The 18355-nt window shown below is 50.3% G+C and carries 22 protein-coding genes; 5 read left to right on the top strand and 17 right to left on the bottom strand.

Features of this window, described 5'->3' with window-relative positions; genetic code table 11:
• Positions 1 to 47: 47 nt before the first annotated feature.
• From ygaH to QUE34_RS16375, 11 genes are all read right to left on the bottom strand, one after another.
• Entirely contained in the window at positions 48 to 383 is a 336-nt protein-coding gene (ygaH, locus tag QUE34_RS16425) for an L-valine transporter subunit YgaH (RefSeq protein ID WP_000119749.1), read from the bottom strand.
• On the bottom strand, positions 373 to 1110 hold the full coding sequence (gene ygaZ, locus QUE34_RS16420) for an L-valine exporter subunit YgaZ (RefSeq protein WP_000445658.1): 738 nt from the start codon (positions 1108 to 1110) through the stop codon (positions 373 to 375). Before ygaZ ends, ygaH begins: the two co-directional genes overlap by 11 nt.
• 123 nt (positions 1111 to 1233) lie before the next feature.
• Positions 1234 to 2418 (bottom strand): MFS transporter, encoded by a 1185-nt coding sequence (locus QUE34_RS16415; RefSeq protein ID WP_032303629.1) that lies wholly within the window; start codon positions 2416 to 2418, stop codon positions 1234 to 1236.
• Positions 2419 to 2609: 191 nt separating this feature from the next.
• Complete coding sequence (gene proX / locus QUE34_RS16410) at positions 2610 to 3602, bottom strand: glycine betaine/L-proline ABC transporter substrate-binding protein ProX (RefSeq protein ID WP_001216531.1); 993 nt, start codon at positions 3600 to 3602, stop codon at positions 2610 to 2612.
• 57 nt (positions 3603 to 3659) lie between these two features.
• Positions 3660 to 4724 (bottom strand): glycine betaine/L-proline ABC transporter permease ProW, encoded by a 1065-nt coding sequence (gene proW, locus QUE34_RS16405; RefSeq protein ID WP_032303625.1) that lies wholly within the window; start codon positions 4722 to 4724, stop codon positions 3660 to 3662.
• Positions 4717 to 5919 carry a glycine betaine/L-proline ABC transporter ATP-binding protein ProV gene (gene proV / locus QUE34_RS16400; protein ID WP_000985497.1) on the bottom strand — a complete coding sequence of 401 codons (1203 nt, stop codon included), beginning with the start codon at positions 5917 to 5919 and terminating at the stop codon, positions 4717 to 4719. Before proV ends, proW begins: the two co-directional genes overlap by 8 nt.
• A gap of 355 nt (positions 5920 to 6274) precedes the next feature.
• Entirely contained in the window at positions 6275 to 7234 is a 960-nt protein-coding gene (gene nrdF / locus QUE34_RS16395; protein ID WP_032303624.1) for a class 1b ribonucleoside-diphosphate reductase subunit beta, read from the bottom strand.
• A gap of 9 nt (positions 7235 to 7243) precedes the next feature.
• Positions 7244 to 9388, bottom strand: coding sequence for a class 1b ribonucleoside-diphosphate reductase subunit alpha (nrdE, locus tag QUE34_RS16390; RefSeq protein ID WP_032303623.1), 2145 nt, complete (start codon positions 9386 to 9388; stop codon positions 7244 to 7246).
• A complete protein-coding gene (gene nrdI / locus QUE34_RS16385; protein WP_105268759.1) occupies positions 9361 to 9771 on the bottom strand; it encodes a class Ib ribonucleoside-diphosphate reductase assembly flavoprotein NrdI in 411 nt (136 codons plus the stop codon). Before nrdI ends, nrdE begins: the two co-directional genes overlap by 28 nt.
• Positions 9768 to 10013, bottom strand: a complete 246-nt coding sequence (gene nrdH / locus QUE34_RS16380) for a glutaredoxin-like protein NrdH (RefSeq protein WP_001223227.1) — start codon at positions 10011 to 10013, stop codon at positions 9768 to 9770. The genes nrdI and nrdH overlap by 4 nt, the downstream gene beginning before the upstream one ends.
• A 208-nt stretch (positions 10014 to 10221) precedes the next feature.
• Complete coding sequence (locus tag QUE34_RS16375) at positions 10222 to 10653, bottom strand: carboxymuconolactone decarboxylase family protein (RefSeq protein WP_000209820.1); 432 nt, start codon at positions 10651 to 10653, stop codon at positions 10222 to 10224.
• Positions 10654 to 10740: 87 nt separating this feature from the next.
• On the opposite strand from QUE34_RS16375, the gene pdxR reads away from it, so the two are divergent.
• The gene (gene pdxR / locus QUE34_RS16370; RefSeq protein WP_032303622.1) at positions 10741 to 12075 is read left to right on the top strand and encodes a MocR-like pyridoxine biosynthesis transcription factor PdxR; all 1335 of its coding nucleotides are present in this window, start codon (positions 10741 to 10743) and stop codon (positions 12073 to 12075) included.
• 56 nt (positions 12076 to 12131) lie between these two features.
• Here the strand turns inward: pdxR and QUE34_RS16365 are convergent, their stop codons facing one another.
• The gene (locus tag QUE34_RS16365) at positions 12132 to 12461 is read right to left on the bottom strand and encodes an ElaB/YgaM/YqjD family protein (protein ID WP_001295174.1); all 330 of its coding nucleotides are present in this window, start codon (positions 12459 to 12461) and stop codon (positions 12132 to 12134) included.
• Between the two features lie 151 nt (positions 12462 to 12612).
• Between QUE34_RS16365 and QUE34_RS16360 the strand changes: the two genes are divergently transcribed.
• The gene (locus QUE34_RS16360; protein WP_000281320.1) at positions 12613 to 12957 is read left to right on the top strand and encodes a DUF2002 family protein; all 345 of its coding nucleotides are present in this window, start codon (positions 12613 to 12615) and stop codon (positions 12955 to 12957) included.
• Between the two features lie 36 nt (positions 12958 to 12993).
• Here QUE34_RS16360 and alaE read toward each other — a convergent pair whose 3' ends face one another.
• Complete coding sequence (alaE, locus tag QUE34_RS16355; protein WP_000492661.1) at positions 12994 to 13443, bottom strand: L-alanine exporter AlaE; 450 nt, start codon at positions 13441 to 13443, stop codon at positions 12994 to 12996.
• Between the two features lie 667 nt (positions 13444 to 14110).
• Between alaE and stpA the strand changes: the two genes are divergently transcribed.
• On the top strand, positions 14111 to 14515 hold the full coding sequence (stpA, locus tag QUE34_RS16350; protein WP_000115383.1) for a DNA-binding protein StpA: 405 nt from the start codon (positions 14111 to 14113) through the stop codon (positions 14513 to 14515).
• A 46-nt stretch (positions 14516 to 14561) separates the two neighbouring features.
• On the opposite strand, the gene ygaP is transcribed toward stpA, so the two are convergent.
• Complete coding sequence (ygaP, locus tag QUE34_RS16345; RefSeq protein WP_001229453.1) at positions 14562 to 15086, bottom strand: thiosulfate sulfurtransferase YgaP; 525 nt, start codon at positions 15084 to 15086, stop codon at positions 14562 to 14564.
• Positions 15087 to 15095: 9 nt separating this feature from the next.
• A complete protein-coding gene (locus QUE34_RS16340; protein ID WP_000137280.1) occupies positions 15096 to 15395 on the bottom strand; it encodes an ArsR/SmtB family transcription factor in 300 nt (99 codons plus the stop codon).
• Positions 15396 to 15577: 182 nt separating this feature from the next.
• Here QUE34_RS16340 and QUE34_RS16335 point away from each other — a divergent pair, with 182 nt between their 5' ends.
• Both QUE34_RS16335 and kbp read left to right on the top strand, forming a co-directional pair.
• Positions 15578 to 15736: a YqaE/Pmp3 family membrane protein gene (locus QUE34_RS16335; RefSeq protein WP_000508177.1), complete on the top strand. Its 159-nt coding sequence runs from the start codon at positions 15578 to 15580 to the stop codon at positions 15734 to 15736.
• 83 nt (positions 15737 to 15819) lie between these two features.
• Positions 15820 to 16269, top strand: coding sequence for a potassium binding protein Kbp (gene kbp / locus QUE34_RS16330; protein ID WP_000522415.1), 450 nt, complete (start codon positions 15820 to 15822; stop codon positions 16267 to 16269).
• Here the strand turns inward: kbp and csiR are convergent, their stop codons facing one another.
• Positions 16270 to 16932: a DNA-binding transcriptional regulator CsiR gene (csiR, locus tag QUE34_RS16325; RefSeq protein WP_000156814.1), complete on the bottom strand. Its 663-nt coding sequence runs from the start codon at positions 16930 to 16932 to the stop codon at positions 16270 to 16272.
• A 20-nt stretch (positions 16933 to 16952) separates the two neighbouring features.
• Entirely contained in the window at positions 16953 to 18353 is a 1401-nt protein-coding gene (gene gabP, locus QUE34_RS16320) for a GABA permease (protein WP_001295173.1), read from the bottom strand.
• Positions 18354 to 18355: the final 2 nt, after the last annotated feature.

Genomic DNA, 18355 nt, shown 5'->3' with positions numbered 1-18355 from the left:
TGACAAATAAAGTAAATGTATTGTTTTAGAAAAATGATTCTTGTGGGTTATATAATCGCCATCACTTTCCAGGCGAGCCCATAGGCCAGCGCACTAAGCAGTGTTGGGATGATAATGCTGCGTGTTTTATAGAAACTGGCACCCAGTACCGCGAAGCCGACCAGAGTGGGCACGAAACGGCGTGTATCGTGCATCACTTCTGGTGCGGTAGAGACAACCAGCAGAGCGCATATCGAGGCGATGCCAATGGTGTCGAGCAAAATACCTACCGCGCCACGTTTGGTTGGGCGGGCATTACCCACACGCAGGCGCAGCGGCAAATAGCGGAAGCAATAATTCGCCGCGCCAACCAGTAACCCAAGCAGCAGAACCTCATAGCTCATCGGGCGCTCCTTGCCAGAATGCCTGGATTAACGCAGTGAGGCAGCCACAGACAATGCCTGCCAGAATGGCGACGGGAATAGAAAATAGCGTTACGCCTGCAAGGGCACCAACTAACGCTGCGGTAACGCAAAGAGATTGTTTGCGCTGGAAAGATGCGAGCAGGAAACTCATAAAGAGTGCCGGAAGCATAAAACCTAATGCTGCTTCAACGGCGGGATATCCTTGCAGCAAGCCGCTGCCGGAGAATGCCCCTATTACCGTACCAAATACCCACGATGACCATGAACTGAAGGCAATGCCGATCATCCAGTTCTCGCTCCAGCGGCGATTATTGCGTACCAGTTTTGCGGTTGCGGCGGCAAAAACCTCATCCGTCAGGCCAAACGCCCACAGGGCGGTTTTCGATTTTTGCAGACGCTGAATAATACGGCTACGCAGTGACGGGCCATACAAAACATGGCGAACATCCATTGCCATGACGGTCAGTGCAGCAACCCACAAACTACTCCCGGCTGCCAGCATCGCGGTAATGACGAACTGGCTCGCGCCTGCATAAATGATGCAGGAGAAAAAAACGCTTTCGAGAGGAGAGAATCCCAGACGGGTCGCATTCAGACCGAACGCAAAGGCCACCGGAATATAACTAATAACAATCGGTAAACTGTCTTTGCATCCTTCCATGAAGGTCGCCGAACCAGGAGCAGGCTGTGGAGTAGGGCTTTCCATAGAGTGTACGCTTAACGATTGTTAATATTATAAATAGACTGAATGAATATCTTAACCTTATCAGACTGATGGGCTTCTTAACACCCTTATAAGTGTAAAGCCACGAAAACGGTTGCTGATTGCTTAATTTGCGGCTTCCTGACGATGAAAACCTCGCCACCAGACCAGTAAGTTAACCAGGGCAATCGTCGCGCCAGCCAGACAAACGCCAGACCAACCGCCATGTTGCCAGGCTGAGGCTGAAATTAGCGAACCGGCGGCACCGCCAATAAAGTAGCTGGTCATGTAACCTGCGGTCAGGCGATTACGCGCATCAGGGTGTATTCGATAAATTACCGTCTGGTTAGTGATATGCACGCCCTGCACGGTGAGGTCCAGCACCAGGATGCCGATAATCAAGGCCAGTACGGAAGTGTGGCCAAACCAGATAGCAAGCCATGAAAGTAACAGCAGCAGCAGACCGAAAGTTGTGGTGTGGTGCGATTTGCCCTTATCGGCAAAACCGCCCGCCGGACGAGCGCCCAACGCTCCGGCAGCTCCCGCGAGTCCAAACAGACCAATGACGCCATCGCTGTAGTTAAAAGGTGGAGCGGCGAGCAAAAAGGCCATTGAGGTCCAGAGAATGCTGAAGTTGGCAAAGGTCAGGCAGCCCAGCAACGCGCGGGTGCGCAGAATTTTATCGCTGATAAACATACTGAAAACGGAACCTAACAACTGTGGATAGTTGAGGTGGGTTTCTGATTTCATCTGCGGCAGGCCGCGCCATAACGCCAGCGCCATCAGTGCCATTAACACCGAGGCAACCCAAAAGACGGTGCGCCAGCCGCCGAGGTTTGCCAGCAACCCGGCAACGGTTCGTGCCAGCAAGATCCCCAACAGCAGCCCGCTCATAATGGTGCCGACCACTTTGCCGCGTTTGTCCGGTGAAGCCAGCGTCGCTGCCAGCGGAACCAGAATTTGTGCCACGACCGAGAATAAACCGGTTAATGCCGTACCGAGGATCATCATCGCCAGCGACTGACTGCTGGCGGTAATCAACATACCGCCCGCTGCCAGTAAGGTCATCGAGACAATCAGGCGGCGGCGTTCAAACATATCACCGAGGGGAACAAGAAACAGCAGACCTGCGGCATAGCCCAACTGCGCGGCGGTAACAATAAAGCCCGCCGAACTGGCGGAAAGGGAAAAGTTACGCGCGATGGTGTCGAGTAATGGCTGGGCGTAATAGTTACTGGCTACCGCCAGACCGGTGGCGATAGACATCAGCACGATCAGTGCCGGGCTAAGCTCATGATTAGGTTTAGTCATTATTTTTGTTCATCAGGTGATGATTAAGCTGGAAATCAATAATAGCGGATGTTGATGAATATGGGATGAAAGATAGATTGTTGAAATGTGCGGTGTGGTTTGTAGGCATGATAAGACGCGGCCGCATCGCATCAGGCATTGTGTACAGAGCGGCGGATGAGGCAAAAGCGCCTTATCCGCCCGAATAAAAATTACTTCTGCGCTGCCAGCGCCTCATTCACCCAGCCATCGAACTGCTGCTGGTGGGCTTTGATCCAGCCATCAACGTGTCCCTGAATATCGCCTTCTGAGGCTTTGCCGTCATGCATGATGGCGTTCTGGGCGTTAATGTCTGCCACCGGCAACTGCATAATGGCAAACAGTTTCGCTGCTGCCGGGTTTTTCTCGGCCCAGGCTTTGTTGGCAACGATATGCATGGTACTGACCGGGAAGCCGTAATTCGCGCCATTCGGCAGTTTGGTATCGGCATTTTTATCGCCCGGCAGTGCGGAGAACGGCACCTGCAACCAGACCACATCTTTCCCCGGTTTCAGTTCGTTACTCACCCAGTACGGCGTCCAGGTGTAGTAAAACACCGGCTTACCCTCTTTGTAACGACTGATGGTGTCAGCCATCATCGCTGCGTAGTTCCCCTGATTATGCGTCACGGTATTGGTCAGTCCATACGCGGCAAGCTGGTGGTTGATCGCACCTTCGCAGCCCCAGCCTGGGTTACAGCCGGTTAAATCCGCTTTACCGTCGCCGTTGGTATCGAACAGTTTGGCGATCTTCGGATCTTTAAGTTGCGCGATGTTGGTAATTTTATACTGGTCGGCGGTTTTCTTATCGATCAGGTAACCCTGTGCCGCGCCGTTAACAAATACTCCTTCACGATAAAATTTCTTATCGCCACCGGCAGCTTCGTACATGTTGTCATGCAGTGGCGTCCAGTTCACGGCGGTGAAGGTTGCATCGCCGGAAGCAAGCGAGGTGTAGCCAACGTTGTAATCCACTTCGCTGGGTTTATTGACGGTATAACCTAATTTCTCCAGCGCGCGGCTGACCAGCAGCGTCTGGAAAGTTTCTTCGGTGATGGTGCTCTGAACCGGATTAACAGTAATGCCTTTGCCCGGCAGGTCGGCAGCAAAAGTTTGTGTAGAGATAAGCGTGGCAAACGCTGTCGCAAAAAGTACGCTATGTCGCATTGTTATTCCTTTTTTTGGCAGGGTGATAATGCCCGGCGTCACCGGGCAAGTGCAGAGTTACTTAATGAATGGGCGGGTCAGCAGACCGACAGGGCCAGTGGTGTACCAGCGACGGTTGCCGCGACTGCGTGAGTCGCGCCCAACGGCCTGCGTCAGGCGGTCGAGGATAATGGCGAGGATCACAATCCCGACGCCGCCAACGGTGGCAAGGCCCATATCCAGACGACCGATACCGCGAAGTACCATCTGACCCAGCCCACCGACGGCAATCATCGAGGCAATGACCACCATAGAAAGGGCCAGCATCAGCGTCTGGTTAACACCCGCCATAATGGTCGGCATCGCCAGCGGTAACTGAACTTTGAACAGCATCTGCCGCGGGCTGGCACCGAATGAGCGCGAGGCTTCAATTAAATCCGCCGGAACCTGGTTAATACCAAGAATCGTCAGACGGATAATCGGCGGCAGAGCAAAGATTATAGTCACCACTACGCCCGGCACGTTGCCGATGCCAAACAGCATGACGATTGGCACCAGATAAACAAACGCTGGCGTGGTCTGCATGGCATCAAGCAGTGGACGAATAATTTTCGCCGCTCGCGGACTTCTCGCCAGCCAGATCCCCAATGGCAAACCGATGACGATACAGAACAGTAGGGCGGTTAACACCAGCGCCAGAGTGACCATTGCCTGCGACCATGCACCGATTGCGCCGATAGCAATCAGCGAAATCAGCGTCGCCACGCCCATTCCGATGCCGGAAATCTGCCAGGCGATGAGAGCGAAAACGATAATCGCCACCGGTGCGGGCATACCCAGCAGCAATTGCTGGAAACCGTTAAGTATGTAATCGACCGGAACGCGCACGCCCTGGAAGACCGGACGGAAATGGGTAACGACCCAGTCGATCCCTTCAGTTACCCAACTGTCAAGCGGGATCAGCGTTTTATGGAACGGATCGAGAATATTAAAATGCTCGACGTTTGGTGCAGGCGTACTGGTCAGCCAGTCAGCGCCACCGCCGTCAGTCGGTGCAGTCGCCGGTGTACCCCAGGCGTCTGCAGATTGTGCAGCACTGTCCGCCGCTGGCGTGGTATCCCACGGATTATTTTGATCAGCCATTATTTACCCCCTCACGATCTAAAGCGCGCAGCAGCATTCCTTTCGAAATGATGCCGACATACTGTTGGTCCTCGTCGACCACGGGCACCGCACAGGGCGCTTGTCCGACATGAGAGAGCAACTCGCTAAGAGGCGTTTGCGCATCGACTGCTAATGGCGCATCAATCAGCGCCGCATCAAGACCTTGCTGCTGCGTTAACGCGGTTTTAAGCGAATCGATAGACACTGCACCGACAAATCTATTACCGCGTTCGATAACGTAGCCATATTCGCGATCTTCATCCTGCAATAATTTCAGTGCAGAACGCGGGCCGAAGCCGGGGGTTTTACGAATTAAGCCGTTCGGTGTACGACGGGCAATATCTTTTGCACTGAACACCTGGCTAATATCGACGCCACGGAAGAAGGTTCGGACATAATCATTCGCCGGATTATTGAGAATTTCATCCGGTGTGCCAACCTGCACCACTTCACCATTTTGCATAATGGCAATTCGGTCGCCAATACGCATAGCTTCGTCGAGATCGTGAGAAATAAAGACAATTGTACGTTGATGTTTCGCCTGTAATTTTACCAGCTCATCCTGCATCTCAGTGCGAATTAATGGATCAAGCGCCGAGAAGGCTTCGTCCATTAATAATATATCCGGATTAATTGCTAATGCGCGTGCTAATCCGACGCGTTGACGCATCCCACCAGAGAGCTCGTCCGGGTAGCTATGGGCATAATTTTCCAGCCCGACCTGACGCAGTGCATCAAGGGCTTTTTCCCGGCGTTCTTCGGCATTAATTCCGGCCAATTCCATACCGAATGCAGTATTGTCCAGCACGGTCATATGCGGCATTAAGGCAAAGGACTGGAAGACCATCGCAATCTTTTTTCTGCGCACCTCACGGAGTTCGGCGTCGGATATTTTGGCAATATCCACACCATCAATCAGCACTTGCCCGCGGGTGGGTTCAATCAGGCGATTGAGAAGGCGTACCATTGTGGATTTACCCGAACCGGATAATCCCATGATGACAAATATCTCGCCTTCTTCAATGGCCAGACTGGCGTCTTTTACGCCAAGCGATAGCCCGGTTTTTTCCAGAATTTGTTCTTTTGAAAGTCCTTGTTCGATATATTTGAACGCTCGCTGAGGATGCTCGCCAAATATTTTATAGAGATTTTTAATTTCTAATTTAATTGCCATGCAATAGAAAGATTCCTGTTATTTGTTTATGTCGATACATTACCCAATGGAAATAGTCACTTTTTTCTACCCTAACATACTGAGAATCTGAGGCAACCCCTGATGGCAAATGTGGCATGAATATTGATGCGAGCAAATCGCCGGAATTTCCCATGATATAAGGGCTGAGAGCAAATCGAGAAAGTTGATATTTTTTTGTCATAGATAGCGAAAAAACGCCTGAATATTGTGGTTTCAGGCGAATAATGCAACAGAGTATCAGTGTAGATCACCACAAAATATTTGCGTGATAAAAAGCTATTTGGCAGGAATTATTTCCCTACTGTGGTTGGTGATATTTTTGAAAATAACACACTCAGAAATTCCAGTCTTCATCTTCTGTTTCGACCGCTTTTCCCATCACATATGAAGAGCCTGAACCGGAAAAGAAATCGTGATTTTCATCGGCATTCGGCGAAAGCGCGGCGAGGATTGCCGGATTTACTTCCGCCATTTCTGCGGGAAATAGCGGTTCGTAGCCCAGATTCATCAACGCCTTATTGGCGTTGTAACAGAGAAACGCTTTCACATCGTCAGCCCACGGGGTTTCGGCGTACAGCTCATCGGTGTATTGCAACTCGTTGTCATAGAGTTCCAGCAACATATCGAAGGCGAAACTCTTCAATTCTTCACGTCGTGCCATGGAGATCTTTTCAAGGTTTTTCTGATATTTATAGCCGATGTAGTAACCGTGGACTGCTTCATCCCGGATAATCAGACGGATCAGGTCTGCGGTATTAGTTAGCTTTCCGCGGCTGGAGAAATACATCGGTAGCCAGAAACCGGAATAGAACAAAAATGATTCAAGAAACACACTGGCGATTTTCTTTTTCAGCGGATTATCACCGCGATAATGTTGCTGAATAATCTGTGCTTTTCGCTGCAACGGCGCGTTTTCTTCACTCCAGGCGTAGGCGGCATCGACATCTTTGGTCTGGCACAGCGTCGAGAAAATCGAACTGTAAGAGCGGGCATGAACCGCTTCCATAAAGCTGATATTCGATAAAACCGCCTCTTCATGGGGCGTGATCGCATCGGGCATCAGCGAAGGTGCGCCGATAACATTTTGCAGCGTGTCGAGCAGCGTCAGGCCAGTAAAAACGCGCATCGTCAGTTGTTGTTCTACGACACTTAATGTCTGCCAGGCGGGAATATCGTTCGATAGTGGCACCTTTTCTGGTAGCCAGAAATTGCTGGTCAGGCGGTTCCACACCTCCAGATCTTTATCGTCAGATATCTTATTCCAGTTGATGGCGCTGATACGTGAGAGTTTCATAGATATTCCTTAAAGCGCGCAGGAGACGCAGCCTTCAATTTCAGTACCTTCCAGCGCCATCTGACGCAGGCGGATGTAGTAGAGCGTTTTGATACCTTTACGCCAGGCATAAATCTGCGCTTTGTTGATATCGCGAGTGGTGGCGGTATCAGGGAAAAACAGCGTCAGCGACAGTCCCTGATCGACATGGCGAGTCGCTTCGGCGTAGGTGTCGATGATCTTTTCTGCGCCGATTTCGTAAGCGTCCTGATACAGCGCCAGATTCTCGTTAGTCATAAATGGGGCAGGGTAGTAAACGCGTCCTGTTTTGCCTTCTTTGCGTATCTCTACTTTCGCCACAATCGGATGAATACTCGACGTGGCATGGTTGATATAAGAGATGGAGCCGGTTGGCGGCACTGCCTGGAGATTCTGGTTGTAAATGCCATAGCGCATCACGTCGTCGCGCAGTTGCGCCCACATTTCGCGGGTAGGTAACGTGATACTGCTACGAGCAAACAACTCGCCAACTTTCGCCGTTTTCGGTTGCCAGTTACCTTGCAGATATTGGCTAAAATATTCACCGCTGGCATAGCGTGACTGTTTGAACCCGGCGAAGGTTTCACCGCGTTCGCGCGCCAGCAACATTGAGGTACGCAGCGCGTGCCAGGTGATGGTGTAGAAATAGAGATTGGTGAAATCCAGTGCTTCCGGCGAACCATAGGCGATGCCTTCTCGCGCCAGGTAACCGTGTAAATTCATCTGCCCCAGCCCGATGGCGTGTGAGGCGGCATTTCCGGCTTCGATGGACGGCACGCTGCGAATATGACTCATATCTGACACCGCAGTTAAACCGCGTACGGCGATCTCTACCGTGCGGGCAAAGTCGGGGGAATCCATGGTGTGGGCAATATTCAACGAACCTAAATTGCAGGAAATATCATGGCCTGTGCGGGCATAGTCGAGATTCTCGTCATACTCTGAGGCGCTGTTAACCTGCAAAATTTCTGAGCAGAGATTGCTCATATTTATACGCCCGGCAATAGGGTTAGCACGGTTAACCGTGTCTTCATACATGATGTAGGGATAGCCGGATTCAAACTGGATCTCCGCCAGCCGCTGGAAGAAATCACGGGCGTTGATGTATTTTTTGCGGATGCGTTCATCGGCAACCAGTTCGTCATAGTGTTCGCTGATGGCGATATCGGCAAACGGCTTGCCATAAACTCGCTCAACGTCATAGGGCGAAAACAGCGCCATCTTCGCATTCTCTTTTGCCAGATGGAAGGTGATATCCGGGATAACCACGCCCAGCGACAGTGTTTTAATGCGGATTTTCTCGTCGGCATTTTCCCGCTTTGTATCGAGAAAACGCAGAATATCGGGATGATGAGCATGTAAATAGACTGCGCCAGCACCCTGACGAGCGCCGAGCTGGTTGGCATAAGAAAATGCGTCCTCCAGCATTTTCATCACCGGAATCACGCCAGAGGATTGATTTTCAATACGTTTAATTGGTGCGCCCGCTTCCCGCAGATTCGACAGCAAAAATGCCACGCCGCCGCCGCGTTTCGACAGTTGTAGTGCGGAATTTACTGCCCGGCCAATCGACTCCATATTGTCTTCAATACGCAGCAAAAAACAGGAAACCAGTTCGCCACGCTGCTGTTTACCGCAGTTGAGGAATGTCGGTGTTGCAGGCTGAAAGCGTCCTGACAGCATCTCATCGGTCAGTTGCGTCGCCAGTGTTTCATCGCCTTGTGCCAGCGTCAGCGCCACCATCGTGACTCGATCGGCAAAATCTTCCAGATAACGCTTACCGTCGAATGTCTTCAACGTATAGCTGGTGTAAAACTTCCATGCTCCGAGGAATGTCTGAAAACGAAAACCGCTGGCGTGTGCGTGGGCAAACAGTGTAATGACAAAATCGCGAGAGTAGCGGTTGAGGACGTTTTCATCATAGTAACCTTCGTTGACCAGCCAGTTCAGGCGCTGCTGCTGGCTACTGAAGGTCACACTGTTCGGGCGTACATGCGTCGCCATAAAGGCGTCAACGGCCTGGCGATCTTTATCGAACTGAATGCGACCTGCGCTATCGTAAAGGTTAAGCATCGCATTCAGAGCGTGGTAATCCATCGTTTCCTGCGTCAGGCGTTCTGCGGTTGTCGTTGCCAAAATTCGGTTACTCCTTTACGAACGTTTTCGATATCGCTTTGCGTACCCATGAGTTCAAAGCGGTACAGCCACGGCACGCCGCATTTCCGGGCTATCACATCTCCGGCGCGGCCATACGCCTCACCAAAGTTGCGATTACCCGAAGCAATAACGCCGCGAAGCAACGCCCGGTTGTGCTCGTCGTTTAAAAAGCGAATTACCTGTCGTGGCACCGCGCCAGCCGTACCGCCGCCGCCGTAAGAGGGCACGATCAGGATGTAAGGCTCGTCTACCTGAATCCGTTCCCGCTCATTGAGCGGGATGCGCACCGCGGGCAGTCCTAAACGTTCGATAAAACGCTGCGTATTTTCGGAGCTGCTGGAAAAGTTGACGAGTTGGCTCATGCACTGGCCGCGTGTGGCGCTGGATGCAGACGATTGATCATGTCCGGGCGGAAACCAGACCAGCTAAGATCGCCTGCAATCACTACCGGCAACTGACGAAAGCCCTGAGCACGTAACGCTTCCGCCGCTTCAGGAACGCGATCGACATTAATCATTTCAAAATCAAAGCCCCGGTTTTCCATCGCCCGTTTGGTGGCGTGGCACTGAACGCAATCGTTACGAGTGTAAATAGTAATGCGCATGATTCGTATTTCCGTTTAAAATGAAGATACGGCGCGATGATACGCGTCGGGTTGTCTCTCTGTTGATACAGAGATACTAGATGTAGTTGAAAAAAGATTCAACCATACAAGATATGGGAATTTTAGATTGATTACACCACCGATGAATGGCTCAACGGGGTAGGGGATTTTGTGTTTTTTTGCCGGGTGATTGCCCGGCATCAGGAAGTTACATCCGCATGGAAACGGCCAGGCGGTTAAAGCAATTCATCAGCCCGATGGCAAATGTTAAGTCGCTGATTTCTGCTGCGCTGAAATGCTCAAGCAAAGGCTGATAAACGTCGTCTTCCGCATGGGTTCGGGCAATATCGGTCACCGATTCCGCCCATGCCAGCGCCGCCCGCTCGCGATCGTCAAAATGATGGCTTACGCGCCAGCCTGCCAGGGCATCCAGCTTATGCTGCGGCACACCGGATTTGCGTAATGCTTTGCTGTGCATCTCCAGACAAAATGCGCAACCATTGATTTGCGAGACGCGCAAATAAACTAACTCCATCAGCGTAGTTTCCAGCGTGCTATTTTCCAGCGCCGTTTTGGCCTGCACCAGCGCGTTATATACCGTTGGGCTAAGTTCGTAGTAAGGCTGACGTAATGTAGTCATACAGTTTCTCCTCTTATTAACGCCCGCAATGTAGCACTATAATGGACTGCTAAAGAGAGCCATAAATTACCTAAAAAAGCAGACCATATGCCGCGCTATCAGGATATCGCCCGTCAGTTAAAAACGGCTATTGAGCAAGGGGAACTGAAACCCGGCGCAAGGCTACCTTCAAGTCGTACCTGGTCGCAGGAACTGGGGATGTCTCGATCCACTGTCGAAAATGCGTATGCTGAGCTGGTGGCGCAAGGATGGCTGATCAGGCGGGGACAGGCTGGCACATTTGTCAGTGAGCAGATATATCCACAACAATCTACTGTACAAGTTGTGGCTTTTGCCGGTGAAAGTCAGCAACCGTTGCCATTTCAAATGGGATTACCCGCACTCGATCTCTTTCCGCGAGAGCTGTGGGCGCGGGTGATGGGGCGTCGCCTTCGTACCCAGACGCGCTTTGATTTGGCTTTAGGCGATGTCTGCGGTGAGGCGGCGTTGCGTGAGGCAATAGTTGATTACTTACGCGTTTCACGTGGGATTGATTGTCAGCCAGAGCAGGTCTTTATCACTCACGGTTATGCGGCCTCAATGGCTTTAATTCTGCACGCGCTGGCGAAACCGGGAAACGGGATGTGGATGGAAGATCCCGGCTTTCCACTGATTCGCCCGATTGTCACTCGCCACGGTGTGGAAATTTTGCCTGTGCCGGTTGATGACAACGGACTGGATATCACAAGCGGAATACAAAATTATCCTGATGCGTGTTTTGCCCTGATAACACCAGCACACCAAAGCCCGCTGGGTGTGGCGCTCTCTTTAGCGCGCAGGCATCAGATACTGGAATGGGCAGAGCGTAGTCAGGCATGGATTATTGAAGATGATTATGACAGTGAGTTTCGCTATCACGGTAAACCGTTACCGGCGTTAAAAAGTCTCGATGCACCGCAGCGGGTAATTTATGCCGGAACATTCAGCAAAGCACTATTTCCTGCATTGCGCTGTGCGTGGCTGGTGGTGCCGGTGAAGCAAATTGCACAATTCCGCCACCAGGCGTCACTGGCTCCATGTGCGGTACCTGTTCTATGGCAGAACACACTGGCAGACTTTCTTCGCGAGGGGCATTTCTGGCGGCATCTGAAGAAAATGCGTCAGCATTATGCTCAACGTCGGCAATGGATTGAGCAAGCGTTGACGCAGCAGGGATTTCAGGTTGTGCCGCAGAAAGGTGGTATCCAGATGGTGATCAGAATGATGGGCGATGATATTGCCCATGCGCGTAAAGCCAATGCTGCAGGCCTTGCGGTGCAGGCACTTAGCGACTGGCGTATCCGCTCAAGTGGGGAAGGTGGATTACTTCTCTCTTTTACCAATATCGTTAACGAAGGTATGGCGCGACAGGTAGCACAACAATTACGTAAAGCCTTAAGCTAAAAAACCCCGAAATCAGGCTTCGGGGTCAAAGACGCGTATTTATTATCATTGTTGCACTACGATTTGCGCATGCTTAACAGTGCGCCGATAAAAATACCTACCGCAGCTGCTGTACCCACGCTACACCAGGGTCTTTCACGAACAAAAGAATCCGCGCAGCCAACGGCATCGCGCGCGGCTTGCTGGACGCGAGTACGACCATGCATTCGCGCTCTGGTTTCTTTCAGTAGAGCCTGCGCTTTACTACGAGCGGCTTCGGCTTCCCCTTTGGCGTCGCTGCCCCAGGACTTCAATACAGATTCGAGACTGTCAGCCAATTGATTGACATCATTCTGGATATCCTGCACGCCATCATCGACGTCGTTGCGGTTCGGTCGGTTAAACATATGATCCCCCATTAGAATTCGATGTAATTTTTAGTGTAGACCATAATTTTCTTAACTGAGGTTCATCGCGGCTTTATGGACTTTTCTGAAAGCGTTGTGAATGCGCAATCAGGTAAGGTAGGCCCGCGGTTGATAATAACGAGGATCAAATATGTATTTACGACCAGACGAGGTGGCGCGCGTACTTGAAAAAGTCGGTTTTACTGTCGATGTGGTAACTCAGAAAGCTTATGGTTACCGCCGTGGGGAAAATTATGTCTATGTTAATCGCGAAGCACGAATGGGACGTACCGCTCTGGTAATTCATCCAACATTAAAAGAACGCAGTTCAACACTGGCTGAACCCGCTTCCGATATTAAAACTTGCGATCATTACCAGCAATTTCCGCTCTATTTAGCGGGTGAACGTCATGAGCATTACGGTATCCCACATGGCTTTAGTTCGCGTGTTGCGCTTGAACGTTATTTGAATGGTTTATTTGGCGAAGCCAGTTAAAGACGCGACTGGCGATGCCAGTCGCGAAAGGAAGGGTCAGGCTTTTACCTGCTGGTAACGGCTGACTTTAAACAGTCGGCGGCAATAATCGAGGAAGTAGCCATAAACCGCCCCCATCAACATCGAAACAACGATGTTTGAACTGACCGCCGCCATAATCTGATGCCAGTCTGCGCCCACCACTAACAAGATCGCCACATACACCGGTGACTGGAACGTCACATACGCCAGGATATCCGCCAGATTTTTTACCCAGCCCGACGGACTAACTTTGCGTGCCGCGCGCATAAACAGATCGCGGTACATACCGTATGGCCATGCAATTAAGATGTTCACCGGAATCGCTACCAATCTGGAATAAAGAGACTGTTCGAAGCTCATTCCGGAGAGGAAAACTTCAATACACATGTTCACGACAGAACAGTAAACAACCATCGCGAACGTATCTGCAACTGCATGACGCAAGCGTGACTGCGGTGAGAACATGCTAATGCTCCTTAATAAAAGCGTAATGGGACGTTAATAGAGATGAAAGCAGTGGATCTCATTGCCATCTGCATTTTCGCATAGCGTATATCGCTGGCTATTACTAATCAATTAGTGAAAAATTTTTATTTAATCTGTTTTTGTAGATAAAATATTCCGTAGCGGCGCGTTTTTTGTACATTGTGGATTTTTACATGCTGATATGATTTATTTTCAATTAAATCAATTAGATATGCACTTATCTTTATTTTCACTAATGAAAGTTTGGGGGTGAGGTAACGCTATAAGCGTAGAGAGTTCGGTGTATGCAGTGACTGGGTCATTTTCAGCATTTTTTATGCCAGACAATGTACATTAACAGCAGAAAGCACCAGTGAGTGATGTTTATTTTTATTCGTATATATTGCATTTTTATTCGATTTGGTTTTATCAGGCTTTCGGGATTAGCGAGCAGAGAGCGCCGCTCTGTTCACCAATAACCGAAATTACTCATCAAATTGGCTAATATATAATCTTGAAATTATTCTGAGAGTTTCAGAAAATAACAGCTGAAATAATCTCGTGCAGGACTGTAAATAGATTAAATTTTGTGGAAATATAATAAGTGATCGCTTACACTACGCGACGAAATACTTTTTTGTTTTGGCGTTAAAAGGTTTTCTTTATTATGTCCGTAATGTTACAAAGTTTAAATAACATTCGCACTCTCCGTGCGATGGCTCGCGAATTCTCCATTGACGTTCTTGAAGAAATGCTCGAAAAATTCAGGGTTGTCACTAAAGAAAGACGTGAAGAAGAAGAACAGCAGCAGCGTGAACTGGCAGAGCGCCAGGAAAAAATTAGCACCTGGCTGGAGCTGATGAAAGCTGACGGAATTAATCCGGAAGAGTTACTGGGTAATAGCTCTGCTGCTGCACCACGCGCTGGTAAAAAACGCCAGCCGCGTCCGGCAAAATATAAATTCACCGATGTTAACGGTGAAACTAAAACCTGGACCGGTCAGGGCCGTACACCGAAGCCAATCGCTCAGGCGCTGGCAGAAGGTAAATCTCTCGACGATTTCCTGATCTAATTACTGAGGCCGGATGTCGCTGCTATGGCGCGTCCGGCGTCGCTTCTCAAGCTTGTTGGTTCCACGGCATCTTATCTAACAACCTTGCCATCCCACAAAAACCGCTAATTCCTGCAAACAGTAACCCGGCACCAACAAAGCCACTTAATAAGAAGAAACCACTATTTACGGTATAACCCAGTACAACGCCGATTAATATTAAACCACCCGCGGCGATCTGCACCTGGCGCATTAACGGCAAGGGTTGAGACTTATTTACCGCAACTGGCAATCCTGCTTTTTTCCAGCCATCAATCCCATCTTCGAGTAAAAAGATTTCTGCGGGTGCGGCAATCGCTGCTAATTTATCGGCGTTATTACTGGTGCGTTTACCTGCCTGGCAGTGGAAGATAATTTGCTCACGACGTAATTTAGCCGGAAGACCTGACTGTTCGAGCACAGATAATGGAGCCAAATCTGCTTCAGGAATATGTTCACGAAGATATTCATCAGCATCACGAATATCGATTAACTTTGCGCCGCGTGCGATTAATTCTTGTGCATCATGCGGCGAAATGGTTGTCAAAGCCATAGTGACTCCTTACGGACAATAGACATTTTTCAGGGTGGCGATAATGGCATTTACCGCCTCATTTTTAATGGAATATAGAATGCGTTGGGCATCCCGTTGGCTGTCGATAAGCCCTTCGTCTCGCATACGAGCGAGATGCTGTGATGTCGCAGAGGCACTCAATCCGGTAATGCGCGTCAGCTCTCCCGCGCTGGTACCGGGGGAACCGCTAAGCATGCACAGAATCAGCAACCGTTTAGGGTGGCTCATTGCTTTCAATAAGGCCGCTGCCTGTTCGGCACTGGCCTGTAATTGCGCGAGTTCAGTCATAGTCATTTAAGTGTTTACTAAATTAAGTAAACTCTAAACTAAAAATACAACATATGCCAGCATCAGCAGCGTAAATGAGAGTAAAAGCGTAAGCTGAAACTGGCAGGCTCCGCTAAAATTACTACGCTTAAGAGATAAAATCTCTTTTTAAACAATGAGTAATTTTCTTATAGGGAGTACATATGGGTTTCTGGAGAATCGTCATCACCATCATTCTGCCGCCGCTCGGCGTGCTGCTCGGTAAAGGGTTCGGTTGGGCGTTCATTATTAATATTCTGCTGACACTGCTTGGGTATATCCCCGGTTTGATTCACGCGTTCTGGGTGCAAACCCGCGATTAAACCTGTCCTCACCCCCGCGGCGTTAACGCGCCGCGTTCCTCTGCTACACTTTCTGAGTGTTTCCGTTAACGAATGAGGTAGCTATGGGTCTGTTCAATTTTGTGAAAGATGCCGGAGAAAAACTCTGGGACGCGGTTACAGGTCAGCACGATAAAGACGATCAGGCGAAGAAGGTGCAGGAGCATTTGAACAAAACCGGTATACCTGATGCCGATAAAGTGAATATTCAAATTGCCGACGGCAAAGCGACGGTCACTGGTGACGGCTTAAGTCAGGAGGCGAAGGAGAAAATCCTTGTTGCGGTGGGGAATATTTCCGGTATTGCCAGTGTCGATGATCAGGTGAAAACGGCGACACCAGCCACTGCCAGCCAGTTTTATACCGTTAAGTCTGGCGACACTCTGAGTGCCATTTCCAAACAGGTCTACGGTAACGCCAATCTGTACAATAAAATCTTCGAAGCGAATAAACCGATGCTAAAAAGCCCGGATAAAATTTACCCGGGGCAAGTGTTGCGTATTCCTGAAGAGTAGTTAATTGCCAGCCATTGCCTGCTGGATAATGGGAATTGGCGTCAGTAAATGCTGGCGCATTAACTCACTGGCGCGCGCGGTATCTCGCGCCAGTACCGCCGCAGTCAGGGTCTGGTGCTGATCGCGTTTATCCTCAAGCATTTCCACCGAAAGCACTGTTCGCCGCAGCCAGATAAATCGATAGCGCGCCGCCAGATCAAACAACCGTTCACGCATTTGCAGCAAATAGTGAGAACCACAGCCCGCCACAATTGCAGTATGAAACGCCTGATGACGCAGATCCCACTCATCAAGCATTTTCTCACTGGCGTCACAGGCCTCCAGCTTACTCAGCAGATGCGCTTTTGCGAGAACGTCTGCCTCCCATTCATCGCCACCGCGGGCAATCGCCAGACTGACCAGCATCGCTTCCATATTGGCGCGGGCGTCGAAAATATCGAGCAGCTCCTGCTCTGACATAGACGCCACCCGATACCCTTTTTGATTCACCACCGTGACCAGTCGTTCTGCTACCAGTTGCGAAAGCGCTTCCCGCAACGGCCCAACGCCAAGTGCATAACGCGATGTCAGCAAACTCATCCGTAATTTTTCATCCGGTTGAAAATTACCGCGAATAATATCGTTCTTCAGCCAGCGATAGCCATCCAGAGACGTAATGGTCATGGTGTGACTCCTGATCATTATTAGCGCGTATTATGAACGGGTGTTTTTTGCCACAATACCAGTTTTTTCCAGCGCGCCATAATCGGCACGGTACAGATTATCCCTATCGCTAATAAACCGGTGGAGATCACTTCTAACTGTTGCGCCGGGCGGAATAGCATCACTACCAACACAAAGGTAATAAAGCCGATTACCAGCCAGGTGAGCCACGGGTAAAGCCACATTCGCAGGCGAATTTCGCTTCCTTCTGCTCGCAGGATTTTGCGCATTCGTAATTGCGAAACGGCGATGACTAAATAAACCAGCAGGGCGATAGCGCCGGAGCTGTCGATCAGAAATTTAAACACTTTCGCCGGTGCGTAATAGTTAACCACCACCGTTAAAAACGCCGCGCCGGTGGAGAGTAACACCGCCACGTACGGGGTTTTACTGCGGTTAATTTTGCCCATTACCGCGGGAGCATCACCGCGACGGCTTAAGGAGTAGAGCATTCTGGAAGCGGTATACAGAGCCGAGTTCAGGCAACTGGTTACGGAAAGTAATATCACGCAGTCCATGATTAATTTCGCATGGGGAATATTGAGCAATTCCAGAACCGAGCGATAAGATCCAACGGCTTTCAGCCCCGGCATATTCCACGGTATTAATGCCACGACGACAAAAATAGAGCACAAATAGAAGATAGAAATACGCCAGATAACCGAGTTGGTGGCGCGGACAATATGTTTTTCCGGCGTGTCGGATTCCGCGGCGGCAATGGTGACAATTTCTGCGCCCATAAACGAGAACATGGTGATCAACATCGCGCTTAATACCGCACCGAAGCCATTGGGCATAAAGCCGCCGCTATCCCACAATCTTGAGATCCCGCTCACTTCGGCATAAGGGTAAAAACCGCTAATTGCGACTGCACCAAGGAAAATAAAGGCCAGGATAGCGATGACTTTGCACAGCGCCAGCCAGAACTCAAATTCGCCGTAGTTTTTAACGCTTAATAAATTACTGCCAGTTAAGGCGAGGGTAATGACGAGGGAAAATAACCAGATGGGAATGCCTGGAACCCACGAGTGCAGGATCATGGCGGCGATGTTGGCTTCCAGCGGGATAACCAGTACCCAAAACCACCAGTACAGCCAGCCGATGGTATAACCCGCCCAACGACCAATAGCTTTATCGGCATAGGTGGAAAACGAACCCGTGTCGGGCGTGGCAACCGCCATTTCCGCCAACATCCGCATAATCATAACCACCAGTAATCCGGCGAACAGATAGGCCAGTAATACCGCCGGGCCCGCTTCGGCGATAGCGACGCTGGAACCGACAAACAGACTTGCGCCGATAACACCGGCAATAGACAACATGGTGACGTGGCGTGACTTCAGCCCGCCGCCTAACTCATGTGGTTGCGATGATTGCCCCATCC

This window comes from Escherichia sp. KS167_9B, assembly GCF_030295215.1.
In the GTDB taxonomy this organism is placed as follows: domain Bacteria; phylum Pseudomonadota; class Gammaproteobacteria; order Enterobacterales; family Enterobacteriaceae; genus Escherichia; species Escherichia coli_F.
The sequence above is the reverse complement of the archived record's forward strand: the minus strand, read 5'-3'. Positions and strand labels throughout refer to the sequence as shown.